A 22402-nucleotide genomic window follows, 5' to 3' on the forward strand; every position below is an offset into this window, starting at 1 on the left:
CCGCGGTCAGAAGCGATCGGTGACCGGCTGGTAGCGCCACTGGCCCACCGGCATCTTGTTCAGGCCGATCCGCCCGATCCGCAAACGGCGGGTCGCCACCACCTCAAGGCCGACCTGCGCGCACATGTCCCGCAGCTGCCCGGGGCGCACGTCCTTGATGGCGAAGCGCAGGCGGATCTCGTTCTGCCAGCTGACCTTGCATGGCCCCAGCACGCGTCCCTGGTAGCTCAGCCCACGCGCCAGGCGGCTCAGGGTGTACGGGCCGGCCTGGCCGCTGATCTCGACCAGGAACTCCTGCTCGAGCTTCGCGCCGTCTTCCTTCAGCCGTCGCAGGACGCGTGGATCCTGGCTCAGCACCACCAGGCCGCTGGCGTCGCTGTCCAGCGGCATCGATGGCGTCAGGTGCGAGAAATGACGCTGCAATACGCGGATGCCGCGACGGTGGTCACCCTCGACACGGCTGGACTCGATGATCAATGGGGCGCTGTCTTCAAACGCAACGCCCGCCGGCTTGTGCAGCAGCATCGTCGCCGGTTCGGCGGCTTCAAGTTGTGCGTCGGGATCCACTTCCACGCATTGCCCGGCCACCATGAACTGCGGCGACTCGACCACCTCGCCGTCCACCCGGACCCAACCCCCGGCAATGTACTGCTCGGCTTGCGCGCGTGAACATGCCGCCAACTCCGAGACCCGGCGCGACAAACGCTCGGATGACGGGGGGGCATCGTCCTGGGATGGGTCAGACATCGATGGAACCTGCATTCGGGCGGGCCAGTGTAGACGGGCCAGCGTATATCCGCCGGCCCGGAATGACCGGGTTACGCCTCGGGCTCGGGTCGATAGGTTTTGCAGAAAACCTACATCGGCTCGGCATAGGGGGCGTCGGCCAACTCCTCACCGTCCGATTGGCCAGCGTCCTGTTGGGCAGCGGGGCGGGCTTGGCGCTCCGGTGCGGCCAGCTTGCCCAGGGAACTGGCCAGCAGCCGCTGCAGCTTGCCGGTCGCCCCGGTGATGGCCGCACGCATGGTATCGGCCTGGTGGGTGACGGCCATCGGCTGGCGGCCTTCCAGTCGCGCCTCCATCATGCATTGCTTGTCGGCGCTGCCGCCCTTGGCTGCATTGAGGTCGCTCAGGTGGACTTCGACCCGCGTGACCTGGGTGCTGAACCGGCCCAAGGCGTCGGTAACGACCCCTTCGACGTGGGCGGCGAGGGCATCATCGCCCTGGATGTTGTGGTCGGTATTGAGCTGGATCTTCATTCAGTCGTCTCCGGTGGGTTGGCGATGTCGTGCGCGTTGATACAAACGTGCAGGGCTGTGGACACGTTAGCGAGGGCAACATTTACAGGGTGAGAAGAAGTCGGAGCTCGCTTGCGGCGTGGTCGCGGTTAAAATTGGCGGATGATCCTGAATGTCGCTGCCTATCATTTCACCGCCGTTGACCAGCCCGACACCCTGGTCGACGAGCTGCGTACCCGCGCCGAGGACGGCAACCTGCGCGGCACGGTGCTGGTCGCGCCCGAGGGGATCAACCTGTTCCTGGCCGGCGCGGAGGCCTCGGTGCAGGTCTTTCTGGCGAAGCTGCGCGAAGATCCGCGTTTCGCGGACATGGTCGTGAAGTCCAGCCACAGCCACGCGCAGCCATTTGCGCGGCTGAAGGTCAAGCGCAAGGCGGAGATCATCAGCTTCCGTCGCGACAATGCCTCACCGTTGGCGGCCGGCCGCGCGCCGGTGGTGGCGCCGTCAGACCTCGCGCGCTGGATCGAGCAGGGCACCGACGATGCCGGCAAGCGGCTGGTGTTGCTGGATACCCGCAACCGCGAAGAGGTGGGTTACGGGACATTTGCCGGCGCAGTAACGCTGCCGATCGACAACTTCACCCAGTTGCCCGAAGCCCTTGAGCCACACCGCGACGGGTTGAGCGACGCCACCGTGGTCAGCTTCTGCACCGGAGGTATCCGTTGCGAGAAGGCCGCGCTGTGGCTGCGCGCCGACGGCATGGACAACCTGTTGCAGCTCGATGGCGGCATCCTGGGCTACTTCGAGCAGGTGGGCGGGGCGGGCTACGACGGCCATTGCTTCGTGTTCGATGAGCGGGTCGCGCTGGATCCGGCGTTGCAGCCGCTGGTCGAACCGGGGCACGCCGGGTAGGGAGTCATCGTCATTCCCGCGAAGGCGGGAATCCATGGACTTCAAACCGGTGATCTGACCGGGTTGGTTTGGCCCGGCCCGGCCGATTACATGCGATGCAAGCCGGTCGAGTTGGCGAGCGGGCAGTGGCGAGGTTGACCTTCCCATGGTGGGAAGCTGCAGAATAGTCCGCAAGCCAAGCTTCGGAGTCCGCATGTCACCCCCTGCGATCGATATGAATAACCCGCGCACCGTGCGCTTCGACGTCCTCGGGATGTCATGTGCGTCCTGCGTGGGCCGGGTCGAGAAGGCGCTGGCGAAGGTGCCGGGCGTGCAGGCGGCCAGCGTTAATCTGGCCACCGAAAGCGTGGAAATCCGGGCCGGGGACGACGTTCCGGTCACGACTCTGGTCGAAGCAGTACGCACCGCCGGTTACGAAGTCGCGGGCGAATCGGTCGATCTGGCGATCGAAGGCATGACCTGCGCGTCGTGCGCCGGCCGCGTCGAGAAGGCACTTGCTGCGGCGCCCGGCGTGCTGGAGGCCAACGTCAACCTGGCGACCGAGCGTGCCACCGTGCGTACGGTGGGCGGCACCGATCCGGCCGCGTTGATCGCCGCGGTCATCGGGGCCGGTTACGCCGCGACGTTGCCGCAGGACGAGTCGACAGGCGATACCGCTACTTCGGCATCGGGCGGGACGGCGGCAGCGAACCCGCGTCGCTCGCGCGAGTTGCGCCACCTCATCATCGCGATCGTGCTGTCGGCGCCGTTGCTGTTGCCGATGCTGGCGATGCCGTTCGGCCGCGACTGGATGCTGCCGGGATGGCTGCAGTTCGCCCTGGCGACGCCGGTGCAGTTCTGGCTCGGCGCGCGATTCTACCGCGCCAGCTGGGGCGCGCTGAAGGCACGGACCGGCAACATGGACCTGCTGGTCGCGCTCGGTACCAGCGCGGGCTACGGCCTGAGTGTGTTCCATCTGTTGGCCGATGCCGGGCACGGCGCCGGCCATCTGTATTTCGAGGCCTCGGCGGTGGTGATCACCCTGGTCCTGCTGGGCAAGTGGCTTGAAGCGCGGGCCAAGCGCCAGACCACCGAGGCGATCCGTGCGTTGCAGGCGCTGCGCCCGGCCACCGCGCGGGTACTGCGCGACGGCGTGGAGCGGCAACTGCCGCTCGCCGAGGTCGTCGTCGGTGACGAGGTCAGCGTGTTGCCCGGTGAGCGCATCCCGGTCGATGCCGAGATCCTCGAAGGTCGCAGCCATGCCGACGAATCGCTGATCACCGGCGAGTCGTTGCCGGTGGCCAAACAACCCGGTGACCGGGTAACCGGTGGTGCGGTGAACGGCGAGGGCCGGCTGCGGCTGCGCACGCTCGCGGTCGGCGCGGAGACCGCGTTGGCCCGGATCATCCGGCTGGTCGAGGACGCGCAGGCGAAGAAGGCGCCGATCCAGCGCATGGTCGACAAGGTCAGCGCGGTGTTCGTGCCCGTAGTGGTCGGCGTTGCCGTGCTGACCTTGCTGGGCTGGGGCGTGCTGGGCGGCGACTGGAACGTGGCAATCCTCAATGCGGTCGCCGTGCTGGTGATCGCTTGTCCGTGCGCGCTTGGCCTGGCCACGCCGACTGCGATCATGGCCGGTACCGGCGTCGCCGCCCGCGCCGGCATCCTGATCAAGGACGCCGAAGTGCTGGAAACCGCGCGCTCGTTGCAGGTGATCGCCTTCGACAAGACCGGCACCCTGACCGAAGGACGGCCGACCCTTGCCGAGCACATGGCGGTCGATGGCGACCACGCCGCACTGCTGCGACTGGCGGGCGCGTTGCAGTCGGGCAGCGAGCATCCGCTGGCGAACGCAGTGGTCGAGGCCGCGCAGCCGGCCGGTTTCCCGCAGGCAACCGGAGTGAGGGCGTTGGCCGGGCGCGGGCTGGAGGGCGATGTCGAAGGCCGCGACCTGCTGCTGGGCAGTTCCCGGCTGATGCAGGAGTCCGGCGTGGATCTCGGCGCCTTGCAGGTGCGCGTCGATGAGTTGGCGGCACACGGCCACAGCGTGTCGTGGCTGGCCGAGCGAAACGTCGGACAAGTTCGCCTGCTCGGGCTGCTCGCGTTCCGCGATGAGCCGCGGCCGCAGGCACGTGCCGCGATCGCTACTTTGCATCGGCTTGGTCTGCGCACCGCGATGATCTCCGGCGACAACCTGGGCGCGGCCCAGACCGTTGCCGACGCGCTCGGCATCGATGACGTTCGCGCCAACGTGTTGCCCGGCGACAAGGCCGAGGCGGTGCTGGAACTGCGCTCGCACGGCCCGGTGGCGATGGTCGGCGATGGCATCAACGACGCCCCGGCGCTGTCGGCCGCCGATGTCGGCATCGCGATGGGCGGTGGCAGCGATGTCGCCATGCACGCGGCCGGGATCACCCTGATGCGCTCCGACCCGCGGCTGGTCGCCGACGCGATCGCGGTCTCGCGCCGCACCAGTGCGAAGATCCGGCAGAACCTGTTCTGGGCCTTCATCTACAACGTGGTCGGGATTCCGCTGGCGGCGGCGGGCCTGCTCGACCCGGTGGTGGCCGGCGCGGCAATGGCATTCTCCAGTGTCAGCGTGGTGGGCAATACCCTGCTGCTTCGACGCTGGAAGCCGCAGTCGGCAGAGGCAACGAAGGAGCAGGGCCGAGATGGCGAGCACTGATTCGAAAAACCGCAGTAGGCGGGTGCCGAAACCCGAACTGGCTGAAGCCCTCGCCGACGGCCTGCACAACATCGGACAGGCCGCCGCGCTCAGTGGCGTGTCGGCGAAGATGATCCGCCACTACGAAGCGATCGGCCTGACACCTCCGGCAGCGCGCACCCAGGCCGGCTACCGGATCTACGACGAAACCGCGCTGCACCGTTTGCGCTTCATCCATCGTTCCCGCTCGCTGGGATTTCCGATCAAGCAGATCGAAAGCCTGCTCGCGCTGTGGGACGACCGCGCGCGCGCCAGTGGCGAGGTGAAGCAACTCGCGCTGGCGCACGCCGCCGAGTTGGCGAAGAAGGTCGAGCAGATGCAGGCCATGCAGCGCACGCTGGAACAATTGGCCCACCGTTGCCACGGCGATGACCGGCCGGACTGCCCGATCCTGGATGACCTGGCGGGTAGTCTGGACGGGGACTCCCTTCGGTCGTAGCGGCGGCTTCAGCCGCGAACGTGGAGAGCCCCGAGTGCCAGGTATCTGCTTCGCTCCCGACGTGCAGATGGCGCCTGAATCAAGCTGTGCAGGCGCTCATGTCTCTGCCTGTTCGCGGCTGAAGCCGCTCCTGCAGGGGGCTGCGGGCATGGAACCGGCTTGCTTATGGCGTAGCCACTCGACGGCGCCCAGACCGGCGCGTCGGCCGCTGGCGAAGCATGCGGTCAGCAGGTAGCCGCCGGTGGGGGCCTCCCAGTCCAGCATCTCGCCGGCGCAGAAAACGCTTGGCAGTCGGGTGAGCATCAGGGCGTCGTCCATCGCTTCCAGCCGCACGCCGCCGGCGCTGCTGATGACCTCGGCGATGGGCCGCACACGGCGCAAGGTCAGGGGCAGTCGTTTGATCGTCCGCGCCAGCAAGGCGTCGTCGCCGATGCGCTCCTTTCCCAATACCTCGTACAGCAATGCCACCTTGACACCAGCGAGCCTGGTCTGACGGCGCAGGTGGTCGCTGACGCTGCGGCCGTTGCGTGGCTTGCCAAGTTCGTTCTGCAGCCGTTCCAGCGTGCGGCCGGGGGCCAGGTCGAGTGTCAGCGTGGCCTCGCCGTCGCGCGCGATCGCCTCGCGCAGTTGTGCGGACAGGGCGTACACCAGGCTGCCTTCGATCCCCGTTTCGGTGACCACGCATTCGCCCTGCAGCGCGTGCTCGCCATCGGCTTCGCGCCAATGGGCGACGACCGGCTTCAACGGCGCGCCCGCATGACGGCTGGAAAAGTGTCCGCTCCAGTCGATGTCGAATCCGCAGTTGGCCGGTGCCAGCGGCGCGACATCCACGCCGCGATCGAGCAGCCAGGGTTGCCAAGCACCATCCGAGCCCAGCTGCGGCCAGCTGCCGCCACCCAGTGCCAGCAGCGTCGCCGATGCGCGGATCTGGCGCTCACCGTCCGCGGCCTGGAAACACAGCGCGCCGTCTTCGGTCCATCCCAGCCAGCGGTGGTGCACATGGAAGCGCACGCCGTCCTCGCGCAGCCGCCGTACCCAGCCGCGCAGCAAGGGCGCCGCCTTGCGGTCCAATGGAAAGACCCGGCCGGAGCTGCCGACATAGGTCTCCACATCCAGCTCGCGCGCCCAGTTGCGCACTGCGTCGGCGTCGAAGTCGTCCAGCCAACTGGCCACCGTGCCACGGCGCTCGCGATACCGCGCGTCAAAGCCCGGGCGCGGCTCTCCGTGGGTCAGGTTGAGTCCGCCCTTGCCGGCAATCAGGAACTTGCGCCCGACCGAACCCTTGGCCTCGAACAGGTCGACCTCGATGCCGGACGCGCGCGCGACCTCGGCCGCCATCAGGCCGGCGGGACCGCCGCCAATGATGGCCAGGCCGGGCAGGGCAGTTTGTTTGGACATGCTCACGTCGGTGAAGTGCTCCCGCGGGGACAAGGTGCGCAGTGAAAAGTGTCGAGGGATGCAGTGTGATGCCCGGCCCGCATTATGCCGTGTCCGGCAGAGGCTGCCGGGCAGTGCATCGGTCCGGTATCGTCGGCGTTTCGCATCGAACGGGAGCAGGGGCAGCATGCAGATCGAGACCAACCCACGCCGGGGACTGGCGGTTACGGTGATGTTTGCCGTGGCCATGGCCATGCCTGCTGGCGCGTACGCACAAGCGGCGACAAACTCGACCGCAGCGTTGCCCGCGCAGTTGCAGGACTTCGACGCGTATATCGAGGACGTTCGCCAACAGTTCGACGTGCCGGCGATGGCGGTGGCCATCGTGAAAGACGGAAAGGTGGTGCTGGAGCGCGGTTACGGCATGCGCCAACTGGATGGCACGCAGCCGGTGGACGAGCACACGATGTTCGCGATCGCGTCCAACACCAAGGCGTTCACCGCCGCCTCGCTGTCGATGCTGGCCGACGAGGGCAAGCTCGACATGACCGATCGGGTGATCGACCACCTGCCCTGGTTCCGGATGTCCGACGCGTATGTGACCAGCGAGATGCAGATCCGCGACCTGCTCGCACACCGCAGCGGACTGGGTCTGGGGGCCGGCGACCTGCTGTACTGGCCGGGTACCGATTACAGCACCGAGGAGGTCGCGCGCCGGCTCAAGGATGTGCCGCTGAGTGCCAGCTTCCGCTCCCAATACGCCTACGACAACATCCTGTTCGGGGTTGCCCAACTGGTGGTCGAGGCGGCCAGCGGACAAACCTACAAGGACTTCCTGCAAGCGCGCATCTTCAAGCCGCTGGGCATGGGTGAGACGCGTTTCAACAGTGACTATTTGAAGCCCGGTGACAACGTCGCCACGGGCTACTCGAAGGCGGACTTCACGACGCTGGTGGAAGCGCCAAAGCTGTCGTGGGGCAATGTTTCCGGAGCCGGCGGCCTGTACTCCAGCGTCCACGATCTGACCAAGTGGGTGCAGGTGCAGCTCGACCAGGGTGTGATCGCACCGGCCGATGGCGCCGGCCAGGACGACCAGGAGCCTGCCCGGCTGTTCAGCGAGAAGCGCCAGCAGGAAATGTGGTCGGTGCTCACTCCGATCCGGGTCCGCGAGCCTTCGGTTCCCGAACTGGCCGCCGCCACGCCCAACTTCATGGGCTATGGCGAGGGCTGGTCGTTGTCCGACTATCGCGGCGAGAAGCTGGCATGGCACACCGGAGGCTGGCCGGGGTATGTCTCGCGCATCACCATGGTCCCCGAACAGGAGCTGGGCATCATCGTGTTGACCAGCGCCGAGGCCGGTGGCGCGTTCCAGGCGGTGACCATGCGCGCGCTGGACGCCTACCTGGGCGCGCCGAAAACCGACTGGACGGCGGCCTACGTCGCCGCCCAGGGCAGCTCGCAGGACAAGGCCGCCAAGGACTGGCAAGCCCACCTGGATGCGCGTGACGCGGGGTCCAAACCCTCGTTGCCATTGGCGGACTATGCCGATACCTACCGCGACCCCTGGTACGGCGACGTGGTGATCAGCCATGACGACGGCAAACTGCGGATCCGCTTCACCCATACCGCCGCGTTGGTCGGCAGCCTGGAGCCGTGGCAGAACGACACCTTCGTGGTGCGTTGGGACCAGCGCTGGTTGAATGCCGATGCCTTCCTGAGCTTCGCGCTGGATCCCGATGGGAAAATCCGCGAGGCGCGGATGGAAGCGATTTCCCCGGCGACGGATTTCAGTTTCGATTTCCACCATCTGCGACTGGCACCGATGGAGAAGGACAAGCTGTCACCGGGTTAAGGAAGGCCTGAACAACTCGATTTTTGCTTGTTCCGACGCACAGAAACAGTTTTCACGCCGGTTGTAGGAGGCCGTTGCCTTTGCCGTTTCCCGGCTCCTCGAACACCACGACGTGTTCCAGATCCAGCCGGATCCCGATGCTCTGGCCGATCGCGTGGTCGTGGTGCGAGGGCACCAGTGCCTGCACCAGGCCGCCGCCGTCGAGTTGCAGGGTGTAGAGGAAGTCCGCGCCGCGGAAATGGCGGCGCACGATCCGTGCCTGCAACGGGGCGTCGTCGTCATGGATGACGTCGTCGGGGCGCAGCAGCATGTCCACGGCGGTGCCGGGCGGGTCGAGCAGTTGGTGGTCGGCGGCGAGCACGCCGAATGCGGTGCCCACATGACCGTCGTCGACCACCCGTGCGGGCAGCAGCACGCCCTCGCCAACGAAGCCGGCGACGAAGCGGTTGGCCGGGCGGTGGTAGAGGTCGTAGGCGCTGGTCCATTGCTGCAGCCGGCCATGGCCGATCACGCCGACCCGGTCGGCCATCGCGAACGCCTCGGCCTGCGAGTGGGTGACCAGCAGGGCGCCGATACCGGTGGCTTTCAGAGCCTCGCGCACTTGCAGGGCCAGGCGCTCGCGCAGGTCGGGATCGAGACTGGAAAACGGTTCGTCCAGCAACACCAGCCGGGGTTGCGGGGCGAGGGCGCGGGCGACGGCAACACGTTGTTGCTGACCGCCCGACAATTGGTGCGGCTGGCGTTTGGCGGTGTCGGCCAGACCCACCAGATCGAGCATCTCGCGGGCGCGTGTGATCGCCTTGGCACGGGGCCAGCGGAACAGCCCGAACCGCACGTTGTCGAGCACGCTCAGGTGCGGCAGCAGGGCGTGATCCTGGAACACCATGCCGATCTGGCGCTGCTCCGGTGGTAGTCGCACGCCGTCGCCGACCAGCAGTTGACCATCGGCGCGGATGCGGCCCCGCATCAGTGGCTCGAAGCCGGCCACCGCACGCAACAACGTGGTCTTGCCAGCACCCGACGGGCCGAGCAGGCAGCCGATCTCGCCGTCGGTCAGGGTCAGGCTGGCGCCTTCCAGAACGATGCGGCCGTCGTAACCGACCGCGGCGTCCTCGATATCAAGTTGCATGGCGGCCTCGTCGGGTCAGTGCGATCACCGGGATCAGGCCGGCCAGCGCGATCGCCAACGAGGGCAGGGCAGCGCGCGCGTACTCGCCTTCGTTGGTCAGCTCGAACACACGCGTGGCCAGGGTGTCCCAGCCGAACGGTCGCATCATCAGGGTGATTGGCATTTCCTTCATCGTGTCGACAAATACCAGCAGGGCGGCGGTGGCGAAACTGCCGCGCAGCAAGGGCCAATGCACCTGCCGCAGTTGGCGGGCGCCGGTCACGCCGAGGCTGCGGCTGGCTTCCAGCAGCTGCGGGCGGATCCGCAGCAGGCCGCCGGCCACCGGCGTGTGGGCGACCGCCAGGAAGCGGATGCCATAGGCGACCAGTAACAGCACCAGGCCGCCTTCCAGCGGGACATCCCAGCCGCGGGTTTCCATCAGCCAGGTCGAGAATTTCGCGACCGGCACGTACAGACCAATGGCCAACAACGCTCCCGGCAAGCCGTAACCGAGGGTGGTGATGCGGGTGATAGTGGTGGTGAGCAGTCCAGGTTGCTCGCGTGCCGCCAGTGCGATCACGAACGCGGCGGCGGTGGTCAGCGCGGCGGCCATCGCCGACAACGACAGCGCATTGCGCAGGCTGGCGAGGTAACGCAGGTCGAGGTCGGCCAGATGGGCCATGCCATCCCAGGCCAGTTGCGACAACGGCAATACCAATGCCGCGAACAGCACCGCCACGCAGCCGCCAGTCGCCCACCAACCGCGGCGGCCCAGCGGAATCCGGGTGGCCTCGGCCAGACCGACGCGGGCGAAGGATTGACGCTTGCGTGACGCGGCTTCCAGACCGACCAGCACCAGCACGACGATCAACAGCACGGCGGCGATCTGCAGCGCGGTATCGGTGGAGAACAACGCAAACCACGCCTTGTAGATCGCGGTGGTGAAGGTCTCGTAGTTGAACGCGGAGACCGCACCGAAATCCGCCAGCGTCTCCATCAGCACCAGCAGGGTGCCGCCGGCGATCCACGGCCGCGCCATCGGCAGGCTGGCATGCCAGAACGCGCGCCACGGTCCCATTCCCAGTGCACGGGCGGCTTCCATCGCGCGTGCACCCTGGCTGGAGAATGCCTCGCGCGCGACCAGGTAGACGTAGGGATACAGTGCCAACGTCATCACGGCGATCAGGCCACCGCGCGAGCGGATGTCCGGCAGTTGCGCCCCGGCGAATTCACGCAGGAAAGTCGTCAGCGGCGCGCTGTAGTCGAACAGGCCGATGAAGGCCACGGCGAGCACGTAGCCCGGTACCGCCAGGGGCAGTACCAGCAGCCAGGCGAACACCCGCCGGCCGGGAAATTCGCACAAGGCGACCAGTGCCGCCAGCGCCGTGCCCAGCACCGCCGTGCCCACGCCGACGCCGAGCAACAGCCACAAGGTGTTGCCGGCCACCTGTGGCAGCACGTACTGCCACAGGTGCTGCAGGGTGTCGCCGTCGGGCCGCGCCAGTGCCGCCAGGGTGGCGGCCAGCGGGATCAGGCTCGGCAAGCTCAACGCGACCGCGAGCCAGGTCCATCCCCGCAAGCCGATCACCTGGCGGACGCGCCCGGGAGCGTGCCGACGCTGGAGCGGATCAGCGATAGCCGGCACGGTCCATGAGCTTGACGGCCTCGGCCTGCATCGCGCCGGCCTCGGAGACGTTGATCAGGTCCTGACGGTAGTCGCCCCAGGCCGCGATCAGCGGGTCGGTGGCGACGGCCGGATTGGCCGGGTACTCCAGGTTCTCGCCCGCAAACAACGCCTGGGCCTGGCCATCGGACAGCCATTCGATGAAGGCGATGGCGGCTTCGGGGTGCGGGGCGTATTTGGTGACGCCGGCGCCGGACACATTGACGTGCGTGCCGCGCTCGCCCTCGGCCTGGTTCGGCCAGAACACGGTGACAGGCAGGTCGGCGTTCTTGCGCAGCGCGCGGCCCAGGTAGTAAGTGTTGCTGATGCCCACCGCGCAGCGCCCGGCAGCAATCGCGTCGATCACTTCGTTGTCGCTGGCCATCGGCGCCGCGGCGAGGTTGGCGACCCAGCCCTTCACGACCTGCTCGGTTTTCTCCGCGCCCAGGCTCGCCATCATTGTGGCGACCAGGCTCTGGTTGTAGACCGAGTTGCTGGTGCGCAGGCACAGCTTGCCCTTCCACTTCGGATCGGCCAGGTCTTCATACGTCGACAGCGTGTCGGCCGGCGCGGTCGCGGGGTTGTGGATGATCGTGCGTGCGCGCACCGACAGGCCGAACCAGCGGTTGTCCGGATCGCGCAGGTTGGACGGGATGTTCTTTTCCAGTCGCGCCGACGTGATCGGCTGCAGCAGGTCCAGATTGGTCGCCTGCCACAGGTTGCCGGCGTCCACGGTGATGAACACATCGGCCGGGCTGCGGCTGCCTTCGGCCTTCAGGCGCTCCATCAGCGGCGGCGCCTTGTCGGTCAGGTAGGTGATCTTGACGCCGGTCTGCTCGGTGTACTGGTCGAACAGCGGCTTGAGCAATTGCTCGTTGCGCGAGGTGTAGACCACCAGCTCGTTGGCGGTGGCCTCGTTGTCCGCCGCATCGACGGAGGCGACGGAGGTTGACGACTTGTCTGCCGAGCAGGCGGCCAGGGAAACCAGGATCGCAATGGACATCGGGACCGCGGGGGACGGCAATCGCACGGGTGCACCTCAGAAGGGTTGCAAATGAGAATGGCTATTATCTCCGAACGATTGCCTCCGTGCATGGGGAATCCTCTGAAAGACCCCATATGGTGAGTTCCCCCACGGTCGGTCCTGTCCATGACTCCTTACTCGCTACTCGATCTCGCGCCCGTCACCGAAGGCAGCGATATCCGCCAGGCCTTCGCCAACACGCTGGATCTGGCGCGCCAGGCGGAGCGCTTCGGCTACACCCGTTACTGGCTGGCCGAACACCACAACATGCCGGGCATCGCCAGTGCCGCCACCGCGGTACTGATCGGCTACGTCGCCGGCGGCACGACCACGATCCGCGTCGGTGCCGGCGGCATCATGCTGCCCAACCATTCGCCGCTGCAGGTGGCCGAACAATTCGGAACCCTGGCATCGCTGTATCCCGACCGGATCGACCTGGGGCTGGGGCGTGCCCCCGGTACTGACCAGGCGACCGTTCGTGCCTTGCGCCGTTACCACGAGGGTGCCGACGCGTTTCCACATGATGTCGCCGAACTGCTGGGCTACTTCCGTCCGGCGAAGCCTGGCCAGCCGGTGCGCGCCGTGCCAGGCGCCGGGGTCGAGGTGCCGGTGTGGCTGCTTGGCTCAAGCCTGTTCAGCGCGAGGCTTTCTGCGGCGATGGGACTGCCATTCGCCTTTGCATCGCACTTTGCGCCAGGTTCAATGGATGAGGCGTTGGCGCTGTATCACCGCGACTTCACCCCGTCGGCGCACTTGTCCAAGCCCCACGCCATGCTGGCCCTCAACGTCGTGGGGGCGGAGACCGATGCGGAGGCACGGCGGCTGTTCACCAGTCAGCAACAGTCGTTCGCGAAGCTTCGCCGCGGCGACATCGGCCTGGTCCCACCACCGATCGATGACATCGAGTCGTGGTGGAGTCCGCAGGAAAAGATGGGAGTGGAAAGCGCGTTGGCCTGCGCGGTGGTCGGCGATGCCGGGACGTTGAAGGAGGGGATCGCCGCCTTCATTGACCGTCATCGCCCCGATGAGTTGCTGTTGACCGCCAATATCTTCGACCATGCGGCGCGCGTGCGCTCGTTTGAGATCGCCGCCGAGGTCATGCAATCGATCTGAGCGGATGGCGACGAGATCGTGCTTGCCGGTCAGTGCTGCTTCTGCACATCCATCAACTCGACTTCAAACACCAGTGATGCGCCGGGCGGGATGGCCCCGCCGGCGCCCTTGCGCCCATAGCCATAGGCCGCCGGGATCAGCAGTACCCGCTGCCCGCCGACACGCATCCCGGCCACGCCTTCGTCCCAGCCGCGGATCACCCGGCCGGCACCAAGCAGGAAGGTGAACGGCTCGCCGCGTTCGCGCGAACTGTCGAACTGCTTTCCTTGCTGGTCGGGAGCGTCCTGGTCATACAGCCATCCGGTGTAGTGGACGTCGACGGTGTCTCCGGGAGCGGCCACCTCTCCGCTGCCCGTCTTCAGGTCGATGCGTTGCAACTCGTCCACGCTGCCACCAGCGAACGGCTGGGGCTCAGCGCACGCAGTCAACAATGCGACGATCATCATGAGGATGGCGAAGCGGGGAATCATTCGGCGCATGGGTGGGGAGACTGAAAAAGTGGAACCCGGAGCCTAGCCGATCTGCCGGGCGTGCGGTCACGACCGGGGTCGGTTTGCGACGGCGGTTAAACCGGGCGGGAAAATCGCCCATACTGCTTGGTCCTCCGAAGGCCGAACGTCAATAATGAAGACTCCCGCCGGCTTGCAGCCGTTGATCGATGAAGGTGTGATCGACGAGGTGCTGCGCCCGCTCAAGAGTGGCAAGGAAGCATCGGTCTACGTGGTCCGGTCGGGCCACGAGATCCTGTGCGCAAAGGTCTACAAGGACATGGCCCAGCGCAGTTTCCAGCAGCGTGTGCAGTACCAGGAGGGCCGCAAGGTCCGCGGCAGCCGGCAGGCGCGCGCGATCGGCAAGGCGACCAAGTTCGGCCGCAAGGAGCAGGAAGCCGCCTGGAAGAACACCGAGGTCGATGCACTGTACCGGCTGGTCGACGCCGGGGTGCGCGTCCCGCATCCGAAAGGCTATTTCAACGGCGTGCTGGTGATGGAACTGGTGACCGATGCCGACGGTCATTCCGCGGCGCGGCTGGGCGAGGTCGAGCTGGCACCGGACCAGGCGCGCGGCTTCCACCGGTATCTGGTCCGCCAGGTCGTGAAGATGCTGTGCATCGACCTGATCCACGGGGATTTGTCCGAGTACAACGTCCTGGTCGGCCCGGAAGGCCCGGTGCTGATCGATTTCCCGCAGGTGGTCAGCGCCTCGGGCAACAATGCCGCCCGCCAGATGCTGCAGCGCGACGTCAACAACCTCACCCTTTGCCTGGGCAAGATCGCTCCCGAATTGCTGTCTACCCACTACGCGGAAGAAATGTGGGCCTTGTACGAGAAAGGCAAATTGCGGCCAGACAGCGAGCTCACCGGAGAGTTTGAATTCGACGAGTCCACTGCCGACCTGGACAGCGTGCAACTGGCGATCCGCGATGCCCGCGAAGAGGCCTTGATCCGTCAGCAGGGACGCGAAGCCGCCGCCGAAGAAGACTGAGGCCTGGCCGTGGCTGCACGCCGACGGAGCACTCCGACGGAAAGCCGTGCGGTTGCTAGACCGCACTGCCCGCCGCATGTCCCGATGCCCACGCCCATTGGAAGTTGTAGCCGCCCAGCCAGCCGGTGACGTCGAGCACCTCACCAACGAAGTACAGGCCGGGGACGTGCCGTGATTGCATCGTGCTGGAGGACACGCCATCGGTGTCCACGCCACCCAGGGTTACCTCCGCCGTCCGGTAGCCCTCGGTGCCACTGGCGACCAGCGGCCATCGCTCCAGTATCGATGCGACCTCGCGCAGCTGCGGCAGGTTGAACTGCTTCATCGGTCGCGCCGGTTGCAGTTGTGCCAACCAGACCTCGCACAGCCGCTGGGCGAATCGCTTGGGCAGCAGATCACCCAGCACGGTCTTGAGCTCGGCCGCCGGGCGCTCGGCCTGTAGCTGCTGCAAGGTTGCCAGTGCGTCGCGCCCGGGCAGCAGGTCCAGTTGCAGCTCGTCGCCGGGTTGCCAGTAGGACGAGATCTGCAGGATCGACGGTCCACTGATGCCGCGGTGGGTGACCAGCATGAAGTTGCTGAAGTCCTGCCCATTGCAGCTGGCAGTGACCGGCAGCGCGACGCCGCTGAGGTCGGCCAGGCGTTCCTGATGTTTGCCGCTGAGGGTCAACGGCACCAAGCCGGCGCGGGTCGGCAGCACATTGTGGCCAAACTGCCGGGCCAGCTCGTAACCGAAGCCGCTGGCGCCCATGCTCGGGATCGACAGCCCGCCGCAAGCGACCACCAGGGCGGGTGCACAGAAGGTTCCGCCGGTCGTGTGCAACCGGAATGGCCCGCTGCCCGATTGCGCGATCGACGGAGTCTGGGTCGACGGAGTCGTGGTCGACCGGCTCCCGGTCGACGTGCTCCCGGTCGCCAGATCGGCGGTGGCCCCGTGTTGCACACGCTCGACATGGCAGCTGGTTTCCACTCGCACGCCGGCCGCGGCGCATTCGTCCAGCAGCATCTTCACGATCAGCTTGGATGAGACGTCGCAGAACAGCTGGCCGAGTTCCTTCTCATGGAAGGCGATGCCGTGGTGCTCGACCATCTCGATGAAATGCCACGGCGTGTAGCGGGCGAGGGCGGACTTGCAGAAATGCGGGTTGCCCGACAGGAAGTTGTCGGCGCTGGTGCCGGTATTGGTGAAGTTGCAGCGGCCGCCGCCGGACATCAGGATCTTCTTGCCGACCCGGTTGGCGTGTTCGATCACCAGCACCCGTCGCCCGCGCCGGCCGGCAGTGATCGCGCTCATCAGCCCGGCGGCCCCGCCACCGATGACCAGGACGTCGTAATGCTCCATCGCGTCGCGCGCTCGCGGCTTAGCGCGGCGCCATCCGCACCGTGGGCCGCAGCGAGGTGCTGCCGCGCTCGCCCATCAACTGCAGCTCACCGTCCTGGATCAGCACGTTCAGGCGCATCCCGCGCTCGCCGATTGCCGGCAATGCGTCCACCACCTCGGCGGGGATGTCGATCACGGTGAGGTTCTTCAAGCGCGTCAGCGAGCTGGCGACCTTGTCCCACCAGATATCCGACGCGCGTCCGCCATAGTTGACCACGACCACTTGCTGGGCCCGTCCGCAGGCTTTCTTGATCCGCGATTCGTCGGGATGGCCGAGGTCGATCCACAACTCGATCTCGCCGGTATAGCTGCGCCGCGACAAACCCGGCTCGTCCTCGTCGCTGAGGCCGCGTCCAAACTCCAGCCGTTCGTCGGCATACAGCGCAAAGGCGAGCACCCGCACCATCAGCCGCTCGTCGGTCTCGGACGGATGCTGGGCGAGGGTGAGGTTGTGGGTGGCGTAGTAGTTGCGATCCATGTCGCTGATCTGCAACTCGGCCTTTACGACGGTGGATTTGAGCGCCATGGGGACATGGACTGCCTGACGAAGGGGATCGCCATTCTAGGCGCTGCAGGCACCGTCCGGACAGCCGCGTCAGCCGTCGCCCTGCAATTGCTGCGCATGTTCGCGATGCTCGGCGACGATATCGCGCGTCGCCTGCAGGTGTTCCCGGATTGCACCTTCGGCCATGGTTTCCAGATGCTCATCAATCAGTGCCAGCGCATCGGTGTGGCTGTCCACCATGGCCGCAAGGTAGGCGGCCGCGTACTGCTCGCCCTCCATCGTGCCCAGTTGCGTCAACGCTTTTTTGGTTTCCCCACGGTAGGTTTTCAAGGGCTCCGAATCGGTGATATCCACGCCTGACGAGTCTGCCAAGGCCCGTGTCTGGCTGAGGTTGCGACGATGCACGGTATGCATCGCATCGGCGTAGGCGCCGACCTCGCTATCGACCTGCTTTTCAATGGCCTGCGATGCGGCCGTGATTTCGTACTGGTCGATCGCGATAAGCCAGGCCAATGTCTCGCCGGGCGTGGCGGCTTTCTCCCCGGCTTGTGCCTTGGCGGTGTCGGGTGTGTTGGTCGGGGCGGAGCGCGCATTATCGGTATCGGATTGCATGCATCCTGATGTCGCAACTGCGAGGGCTGCGGCAATGGCGAAGGAAATTTTCCTGGACATGGTCGTACCTCCAACGGTTGTCGAGCCGCGCTTGGTGCGCGGAGAGAGCTCACCTGCAACCCTGAATCTAGATGAAACCCGTAGCACTCCGCGTGAAGGCCACGTGAGATCCTCCCGCTGCCGTTCGTGTCCCCAGCTAAGCTGAGCGGGTGAAGACGGCACTATTCAACACTGATGGCGTGGCAGCCAGTCGCCTGCAATTGATCCCCGGCCCCTGGCCGACGGTACTGGACGCGCTGTGCGCCAGGTTCCCGGCCATTGATCGGGACGCATGGTTGCAGCGTTTCCAGCGCGGGCTGGTGCTGGATGCTGACGGGATACCGTTGATGGCCGCTGCCACGCATCGCGCGGGAACGGTGGTCCAGTACTTCCGGGAAGTGGTCGATGAGCCGCGTATCCCGTTCCAGGAGGCCATCGTCCATCTCGATGAGCACATCCTGGTCGCTGACAAGCCCCATTTCCTGCCAGTCACACCGGCCGGCAGATTCGTCACAGAGACCTTGCTGGCACGGTTGATGCGCCGTACGGGGATAAGGGATCTGGTGCCGCTGCACCGCATTGACCGCGCGACGGCTGGCCTGGTGCTGCTGTCGACCAATCCCAAGACCCGCGGCACCTACCAGGCGCTGTTTCGGGAGCGCCGGATCAGTAAGAGCTACCAGGCACCGGCGCGGCATGAAGCAGACCAGCGTGGCGGGCGTGTTCGCCGCGGGCGACCTGGCCGCGCCAATGCAGAGCGCACCGATGGCGCTCGCCGCGGGGCAGATGGCGGGCCTGGCCGCGCACCGCGCGTTGATGGAGGACGACCGACGGCGGTGGTTGCGGTTGGAGGAAGGTGGGTTGGTGGAGTCGACAGTCAACAACGAAGAATGACTGGCCATGCAGTCAGCGCTTTGCAGCGGAAAGGCGCCGTGAGCTTCCCTTGGCTTTGCCTTCCTGCTTCTCCCGCAGCTGATCGACGAACGGCGTGTGGCGGCACGCCTGTTCCATTCGCCACAAGGCGTCAAACAGCCCGGGCGTGCCTTTGTCCATGAGTTCCCGGGAGACCTTCCCCATTGTTGCCAAGGCTTCACGCAGGCGCCGGACCTCACCGCGCCCCTTGGCGGTCAACGCAAGGATCGTACGTCGGCCATCCCGCGGATCGACCTTCGACTTCACGAAACCCTGGGCCTGAAGCTGCCGGATCCAGGTAATGACGAGGGGGTGTGACTGCCGCAGCAATCCGGCAAGCTCGGTCACGCTCAGTTCGCCATGCTCATCGAGGGCGAGCAACGTGGAGGTGGTCCGCGGGGCCGCCTTGACCCCCACTTCCGGATACCAGAGATCGGCGCCAGCGACGAGTTCGTCCGACAGCCGCCTCAGCAGGTGGGCGAGGAAGGCAGGTCCCTGTCGCTCGATGAAATCGTTCATTTGGTCATCCGTTGATGTGCCTGGCAGCGTTGCTATTATCGTTTGACTTGCGTTCCAGTTTACGTAAATATTTACGTATTACAATCAATCCCGCAGTTGCCCGCGAAGGCGCCGATACCATGAAGACCAACTCGCTCATTGCTGCATTCGCCCGCATATCCGGACTGCGCGCATCCGCCATTGCCACCGTGTTGCTGGCGCTGGCCGCTATCGGCACGGCACACGGGAAGGAGGCGGACGACTGCAGGGTCGGCATCTATCAACTGCAGGACGGCAGCCATGTCGATGTCGGAACCACCGACGACAACCGCCTGCGCTGGCGCAGGAATGACGGCACCACTGGCGCGCTGACCCAAGGTGACCACGGTGCCTGGACCAGCACGCTCGGCTGGACGGAACGCGCGGACGGCAAACGCGTGACCTTCCATTGCGGCGAGGGCGAAATCACGTTCGCCGGTGTCGAAGGCCGACGGATCGCCCTGGACGTGACCGACGTGGTGTTCGACGGCGCGGGCGTGCAGCTGGCCGGCCGCCTGGTGATGCCGCAAGGCGACACGCGTGTACCGATCGTCGTGCTGGTCCACGGGTCCGAGCACTCCTCGGCGCTGGACTCGTATTCGCTGCAGCGGCAGTTCCCCGCTGAAGGCATCGGTGTGTTCGTCTACGACAAGCGTGGCACCGGCGCATCCACTGGCACGTACACGCAGAACTACCTGCTTCTCGCCAATGACGCGATTGCGGCCGTGCACGAGGCCAGGCGACTGGCCGGCGATCGCGCGGGAAAGGTCGGCTACCAGGCCGGCAGCCAGGGCGGCTGGGTCGCGCCACTGGCCGCGAAGATCGAACCGGTGGATTTCCTGATCGTGGGATTCGGCCTAGCGGTGTCGCCACTCGACGAGGATCGCCAGGCGATCGAGCAGGACCTGACGAGTCGCGGTTACGGGCCGGACGTAGTGGCCAAGGCGATGGAAATCGCCGACGCCACGGCCGCGATCATCGTGAACGGGTTCCGCGAGGGCTACGACCAGCTCGCCGCCGTCCGCGCCAAATACGGCAACGAACCCTGGTTCAAGCACGTGCGCGGGAACATCAGCTTCTATCTGCTCGATACGCTGGAGGCGACGGCGCGCGAGGAGGGACCGGCCCTGCTCTCCGGCGTGCCCGCCCACTACGATCCAATGCCGGTGCTCCGCAACCTCGACACGCCGCAGCTATGGATTCTTGCGGCGAATGACAGCGAGGCACCGAGCGCCGAGACCCAACGGCGCTTGCGGGAGCTTGCCGCACACGGCAAGCCGATCACGGTCGCGGTTTTCCCGGATACCGACCATGGCATCTACGAATACGAAACCACGCGCGACGAAAAGCGCATCTCCACCCGGAATCCCGACGGCTATCTCGCGATGATGCTCGACTACATCTGGCTCGGGCGTCTGGAGGATCAGCGCTACGGCACCAGTTCGGTGTTCCACCCGGTGGCGGCTCAACCGGCGGTCTCCGCGCATTGAGTGACGTGACTGCTTCCGACCCAGAGCGGACATCGGGCTCAACGATTCTGTGGGTAAGGCGTACAACCGCTCGCGGAGAATTTGAAAGACGCCGGCGTCGACCGGTAGGCGCGGCTCCAGCCGAAGGCCGTGACCATGCACCGACCTGGATCACCGTGCGCGTTCCGGGCGGCGCTTGATTTTTCCCGCCATCGCCTGGAAGACCCATCGCGATACACCCACGCATGCATCAGCGCCGCCGACACATGCAGTAGCACGGTGGCGAACAGCACGTAGGCGAGCCAGCCATGCGCGGCACGCAGGGCGGCGTACAGGACCACGTCCTGCGGCAGGATCGGCGGCAGCACGAACGACGGCGACATCTGCACCGGGTAGCCGCCGGCCGACAGCATCGCCCAGCCGATCACCGGCATGGCCAGCATCAGTCCGTAGAGCAGCGAGTGCGAGGCGTGTGCCGCGTGCTTCTGCCAGTGCGGCAACGTCGACGGCAGTGCGGGCGGCCGGTGGCGCAAGCGGTTGCGCAGCCGGAGCACCGCCAGCAGCAGGATCGCGATGCCCAGCGGGCGGTGCAGGTCGATCAGCCAGGGGCGCGCCGAGATCGACGTGACCATGCCGACGCCGATGAACAGCATCGACACGATCAACGCCACCATCAGCCAGTGCAGCCAGCGTGCGGTGGGGTTGAACGAGGTGGGGTTGGAGCGGGTGGGTGCGTTCATCGTGCTTGCTCCGGGCCGGTGGCGGCGTCGCCGCGTCCAAGCGCGATCTCGCGCTGGCGGCGGTTGAAGGACTGCGAGTAGGCGGCCGAGCGCGCGGCGAGGATCGGGTCGTCCGATGCGGCGACGCCCGATGGCAGGATCAGCGGATCGAAGTTGACGTCGCGGCACTCGCCGGTGGCCTGTGGTTCGGCGTGCACCAGGGTCAGCGTGCCGGCGACGACCTGCTCGCGCGTGCCGGACCAGGGTTGGGAGGGATCATTGACCGGGTCGCCGGCTGCGGCGAGGGTCACCACCATGTCCCAGTGCACCGGGCCCTGGGCCAGCTGCTCCTGCAGGTCGGCGGCGAAGAAGTCGGCATCGGCGCGTTCGCGCTCGGCGGCGTCCAGCGCCTGGAAGGGCAGGCGCGGCCGCATCGACCATCGGACGAACCGCCCGGTGCCGTCGGCGTCGATGAAGCGGAACGCGTTGACGCTGTTGTACTGCGTGTTGGTCCAGCTGTCGGACCATGGCGCGGTCTTCGCCCATTGCTGGAACGCGCGCGCCTGCGGGTGGGCCGCGAGGAACGCTTCCATCGCGGCGGGGTCGGGCTTGCCGGTCGCGGGGTCGGGGCGCTTGGCCAGGGTCTGTTCGTGGAAGGCCTGCGGCGTTGCCACGGCGAAGAACGGGAAGCTGTTCAACGCCATCCGCCACTGCGACTCATCCGGGCCACCCAACTGCAACCCCATGCTGCGCACGCGCGCGGTGTTGTCGGCGCCGTGGGGGTTGGGGCCGCCGATCGAGAACCGCCCCAGCACTGGCAGCGGCACGCCCGAGAATGCTTTAGCGGTGGACAGCACGCGCCCCTGCTCGGTGCCGCGGAACGTGCCGGCGACGCAGACGCCCTTGGCATGGTTGCGGCGGAAGCCCGGAAGCCCGGATGCGCGGGGCCGTTGGCCTCCATCGCGCCGACGACACGTTGCGCGGTCAGGCGGTCGCCGCCGAGCCAGCCGGCGGAGCCCATCGCGATGGCGCCGATGCCGGCCAGCGCCAGTATCCGCCTGCGCCGGTCCCGCTTGGTGCCTGCAGGTGTGTCGAACAGTGGAACGACGGGGGGGACGGGACGGTTCGGACTCGTTCATTGCACGCTCGTTTGGCGGGATCAAGGGTGTGACGAGCCGGGCGGGGATATATTCCCTGCATGCGCCACGCAGGTCGACATGGGAATAAGCCGCGCGCCCGTGCGTCCCACTCCCATGAACCCGCGCCCGCTCCACACGCCCTCCATCGCCACGCGTTCCGTAAGCCAGCCCCCTGCCGTGGAT

The 22402-nt window shown here is 66.7% G+C and carries 19 protein-coding genes and 3 pseudogenes; 9 read left to right on the top strand and 13 right to left on the bottom strand.

What is annotated here, in order from left to right:
- Window positions 1-6: 6 nt before the first annotated feature.
- The gene (locus ACW7G1_RS07930; RefSeq protein WP_456979219.1) at window positions 7-747 is read right to left on the bottom strand and encodes an rRNA pseudouridine synthase; all 741 of its coding nucleotides are present in this window, start codon (window positions 745-747) and stop codon (window positions 7-9) included.
- Window positions 748-857: 110 nt separating this feature from the next.
- Window positions 858-1259 carry an HPF/RaiA family ribosome-associated protein gene (locus ACW7G1_RS07935; RefSeq protein WP_456979220.1) on the bottom strand — a complete coding sequence of 134 codons (402 nt, stop codon included), beginning with the start codon at window positions 1257-1259 and terminating at the stop codon, window positions 858-860.
- A gap of 141 nt (window positions 1260-1400) precedes the next feature.
- Here ACW7G1_RS07935 and ACW7G1_RS07940 point away from each other — a divergent pair, with 141 nt between their 5' ends.
- The 3 genes from ACW7G1_RS07940 (at window position 1401) to cueR (ending at window position 5290) form a co-directional block, all read left to right on the top strand.
- The gene (locus ACW7G1_RS07940) at window positions 1401-2150 is read left to right on the top strand and encodes a sulfurtransferase (RefSeq protein WP_456979221.1); all 750 of its coding nucleotides are present in this window, start codon (window positions 1401-1403) and stop codon (window positions 2148-2150) included.
- A gap of 193 nt (window positions 2151-2343) precedes the next feature.
- A complete protein-coding gene (locus tag ACW7G1_RS07945; protein ID WP_456979222.1) occupies window positions 2344-4812 on the top strand; it encodes a heavy metal translocating P-type ATPase in 2469 nt (822 codons plus the stop codon).
- On the top strand, window positions 4799-5290 hold the full coding sequence (gene cueR, locus ACW7G1_RS07950) for a Cu(I)-responsive transcriptional regulator (RefSeq protein WP_456979223.1): 492 nt from the start codon (window positions 4799-4801) through the stop codon (window positions 5288-5290). The genes ACW7G1_RS07945 and cueR overlap by 14 nt, the downstream gene beginning before the upstream one ends.
- Before the next feature lie 96 nt (window positions 5291-5386).
- Here the strand turns inward: cueR and ACW7G1_RS07955 are convergent, their stop codons facing one another.
- Entirely contained in the window at window positions 5387-6688 is a 1302-nt protein-coding gene (locus ACW7G1_RS07955) for a TIGR03862 family flavoprotein (RefSeq protein WP_456979224.1), read from the bottom strand.
- Between the two features lie 166 nt (window positions 6689-6854).
- Between ACW7G1_RS07955 and ACW7G1_RS07960 the strand changes: the two genes are divergently transcribed.
- On the top strand, window positions 6855-8519 hold the full coding sequence (locus ACW7G1_RS07960) for a serine hydrolase (protein WP_456979225.1): 1665 nt from the start codon (window positions 6855-6857) through the stop codon (window positions 8517-8519).
- A gap of 52 nt (window positions 8520-8571) precedes the next feature.
- Here ACW7G1_RS07960 and ACW7G1_RS07965 read toward each other — a convergent pair whose 3' ends face one another.
- Genes ACW7G1_RS07965 through ACW7G1_RS07975 form a run of 3 tightly spaced genes read right to left on the bottom strand, consistent with a single transcriptional unit; the run spans window position 8572 to window position 12293 of the window.
- Complete coding sequence (locus tag ACW7G1_RS07965) at window positions 8572-9648, bottom strand: ABC transporter ATP-binding protein (RefSeq protein ID WP_456979226.1); 1077 nt, start codon at window positions 9646-9648, stop codon at window positions 8572-8574.
- Window positions 9638-11206 carry an ABC transporter permease gene (locus tag ACW7G1_RS07970; RefSeq protein ID WP_456979227.1) on the bottom strand — a complete coding sequence of 523 codons (1569 nt, stop codon included), beginning with the start codon at window positions 11204-11206 and terminating at the stop codon, window positions 9638-9640. The genes ACW7G1_RS07965 and ACW7G1_RS07970 overlap by 11 nt, the downstream gene beginning before the upstream one ends.
- Window positions 11207-11255: 49 nt before the next feature.
- On the bottom strand, window positions 11256-12293 hold the full coding sequence (locus tag ACW7G1_RS07975; protein WP_456979228.1) for an extracellular solute-binding protein: 1038 nt from the start codon (window positions 12291-12293) through the stop codon (window positions 11256-11258).
- Between the two features lie 147 nt (window positions 12294-12440).
- On the opposite strand from ACW7G1_RS07975, the gene ACW7G1_RS07980 reads away from it, so the two are divergent.
- On the top strand, window positions 12441-13427 hold the full coding sequence (locus ACW7G1_RS07980) for an LLM class flavin-dependent oxidoreductase (protein WP_456979229.1): 987 nt from the start codon (window positions 12441-12443) through the stop codon (window positions 13425-13427).
- A gap of 29 nt (window positions 13428-13456) precedes the next feature.
- On the opposite strand, the gene ACW7G1_RS07985 is transcribed toward ACW7G1_RS07980, so the two are convergent.
- A complete protein-coding gene (locus tag ACW7G1_RS07985) occupies window positions 13457-13906 on the bottom strand; it encodes an FKBP-type peptidyl-prolyl cis-trans isomerase (RefSeq protein ID WP_456979230.1) in 450 nt (149 codons plus the stop codon).
- A gap of 145 nt (window positions 13907-14051) precedes the next feature.
- Here ACW7G1_RS07985 and ACW7G1_RS07990 point away from each other — a divergent pair, with 145 nt between their 5' ends.
- Window positions 14052-14909, top strand: a complete 858-nt coding sequence (locus ACW7G1_RS07990; RefSeq protein WP_456979231.1) for a PA4780 family RIO1-like protein kinase — start codon at window positions 14052-14054, stop codon at window positions 14907-14909.
- Window positions 14910-14964: 55 nt separating this feature from the next.
- On the opposite strand, the gene ACW7G1_RS07995 is transcribed toward ACW7G1_RS07990, so the two are convergent.
- From ACW7G1_RS07995 to ACW7G1_RS08005, 3 genes are all read right to left on the bottom strand, one after another.
- On the bottom strand, window positions 14965-16248 hold the full coding sequence (locus tag ACW7G1_RS07995; protein ID WP_456979232.1) for an NAD(P)/FAD-dependent oxidoreductase: 1284 nt from the start codon (window positions 16246-16248) through the stop codon (window positions 14965-14967).
- A gap of 19 nt (window positions 16249-16267) precedes the next feature.
- Complete coding sequence (locus ACW7G1_RS08000; RefSeq protein WP_456979233.1) at window positions 16268-16813, bottom strand: YaeQ family protein; 546 nt, start codon at window positions 16811-16813, stop codon at window positions 16268-16270.
- A 69-nt stretch (window positions 16814-16882) separates the two neighbouring features.
- Window positions 16883-17404 carry a DUF4142 domain-containing protein gene (locus ACW7G1_RS08005; protein WP_456979234.1) on the bottom strand — a complete coding sequence of 174 codons (522 nt, stop codon included), beginning with the start codon at window positions 17402-17404 and terminating at the stop codon, window positions 16883-16885.
- Between the two features lie 386 nt (window positions 17405-17790).
- Between ACW7G1_RS08005 and ACW7G1_RS08010 the strand changes: the two are divergent.
- A pseudogene (locus tag ACW7G1_RS08010) lies at window positions 17791-18084 on the top strand (pseudouridine synthase); the annotation flags it as partial.
- 55 nt (window positions 18085-18139) lie between these two features.
- A complete protein-coding gene (locus ACW7G1_RS08015) occupies window positions 18140-18337 on the top strand; it encodes a hypothetical protein (RefSeq protein ID WP_456979911.1) in 198 nt (65 codons plus the stop codon).
- Between the two features lie 12 nt (window positions 18338-18349).
- Here the strand turns inward: ACW7G1_RS08015 and ACW7G1_RS08020 are convergent, their stop codons facing one another.
- Window positions 18350-18874, bottom strand: coding sequence for a MarR family winged helix-turn-helix transcriptional regulator (locus tag ACW7G1_RS08020; protein ID WP_456979235.1), 525 nt, complete (start codon window positions 18872-18874; stop codon window positions 18350-18352).
- A gap of 14 nt (window positions 18875-18888) precedes the next feature.
- Here ACW7G1_RS08020 and ACW7G1_RS08025 point away from each other — a divergent pair, with 14 nt between their 5' ends.
- On the top strand, window positions 18889-20382 hold the full coding sequence (locus ACW7G1_RS08025) for an alpha/beta hydrolase family protein (RefSeq protein WP_456979236.1): 1494 nt from the start codon (window positions 18889-18891) through the stop codon (window positions 20380-20382).
- Window positions 20383-20585: 203 nt separating this feature from the next.
- Here the strand turns inward: ACW7G1_RS08025 and ACW7G1_RS08030 are convergent.
- Both ACW7G1_RS08030 and ACW7G1_RS08035 read right to left on the bottom strand, forming a co-directional pair.
- Window positions 20586-21101 (bottom strand): annotated as a pseudogene (locus ACW7G1_RS08030) (cytochrome b); the annotation flags it as partial.
- A pseudogene (locus ACW7G1_RS08035) lies at window positions 21098-22134 on the bottom strand (catalase family peroxidase). The pseudogenes ACW7G1_RS08035 and ACW7G1_RS08030, both read right to left, overlap by 4 nt.
- Window positions 22135-22402: the final 268 nt, after the last annotated feature.

The organism is Lysobacter sp. A378 (genome assembly GCF_054052125.1).

What these genes read in the sequence shown, in the direction of transcription:
- ACW7G1_RS07930 (WP_456979219.1), bottom strand. Translation starts at nt 747, where the DNA reads ATGTCTGACCCATCCCAGGACGATGCCCCCCCGTCATCCGAGCGTTTG.
- ACW7G1_RS07935 (WP_456979220.1), bottom strand. Translation starts at nt 1,259, where the DNA reads ATGAAGATCCAGCTCAATACCGACCACAACATCCAGGGCGATGATGCC.
- ACW7G1_RS07940 (WP_456979221.1), top strand. Translation starts at nt 1,401, where the DNA reads ATGATCCTGAATGTCGCTGCCTATCATTTCACCGCCGTTGACCAGCCC.
- ACW7G1_RS07945 (WP_456979222.1), top strand. Translation starts at nt 2,344, where the DNA reads ATGTCACCCCCTGCGATCGATATGAATAACCCGCGCACCGTGCGCTTC.
- cueR (WP_456979223.1), top strand. Translation starts at nt 4,799, where the DNA reads ATGGCGAGCACTGATTCGAAAAACCGCAGTAGGCGGGTGCCGAAACCC.
- ACW7G1_RS07955 (WP_456979224.1), bottom strand. Translation starts at nt 6,688, where the DNA reads ATGTCCAAACAAACTGCCCTGCCCGGCCTGGCCATCATTGGCGGCGGT.
- ACW7G1_RS07960 (WP_456979225.1), top strand. Translation starts at nt 6,855, where the DNA reads ATGCAGATCGAGACCAACCCACGCCGGGGACTGGCGGTTACGGTGATG.
- ACW7G1_RS07965 (WP_456979226.1), bottom strand. Translation starts at nt 9,648, where the DNA reads ATGCAACTTGATATCGAGGACGCCGCGGTCGGTTACGACGGCCGCATC.
- ACW7G1_RS07975 (WP_456979228.1), bottom strand. Translation starts at nt 12,293, where the DNA reads ATGTCCATTGCGATCCTGGTTTCCCTGGCCGCCTGCTCGGCAGACAAG.
- ACW7G1_RS07980 (WP_456979229.1), top strand. Translation starts at nt 12,441, where the DNA reads ATGACTCCTTACTCGCTACTCGATCTCGCGCCCGTCACCGAAGGCAGC.
- ACW7G1_RS07985 (WP_456979230.1), bottom strand. Translation starts at nt 13,906, where the DNA reads ATGCGCCGAATGATTCCCCGCTTCGCCATCCTCATGATGATCGTCGCA.
- ACW7G1_RS07990 (WP_456979231.1), top strand. Translation starts at nt 14,052, where the DNA reads ATGAAGACTCCCGCCGGCTTGCAGCCGTTGATCGATGAAGGTGTGATC.
- ACW7G1_RS07995 (WP_456979232.1), bottom strand. Translation starts at nt 16,248, where the DNA reads ATGGAGCATTACGACGTCCTGGTCATCGGTGGCGGGGCCGCCGGGCTG.
- ACW7G1_RS08000 (WP_456979233.1), bottom strand. Translation starts at nt 16,813, where the DNA reads ATGGCGCTCAAATCCACCGTCGTAAAGGCCGAGTTGCAGATCAGCGAC.
- ACW7G1_RS08005 (WP_456979234.1), bottom strand. Translation starts at nt 17,404, where the DNA reads ATGCAATCCGATACCGATAATGCGCGCTCCGCCCCGACCAACACACCC.
- ACW7G1_RS08015 (WP_456979911.1), top strand. Translation starts at nt 18,140, where the DNA reads ATGAAGCAGACCAGCGTGGCGGGCGTGTTCGCCGCGGGCGACCTGGCC.
- ACW7G1_RS08020 (WP_456979235.1), bottom strand. Translation starts at nt 18,874, where the DNA reads ATGAACGATTTCATCGAGCGACAGGGACCTGCCTTCCTCGCCCACCTG.
- ACW7G1_RS08025 (WP_456979236.1), top strand. Translation starts at nt 18,889, where the DNA reads ATGTGCCTGGCAGCGTTGCTATTATCGTTTGACTTGCGTTCCAGTTTA.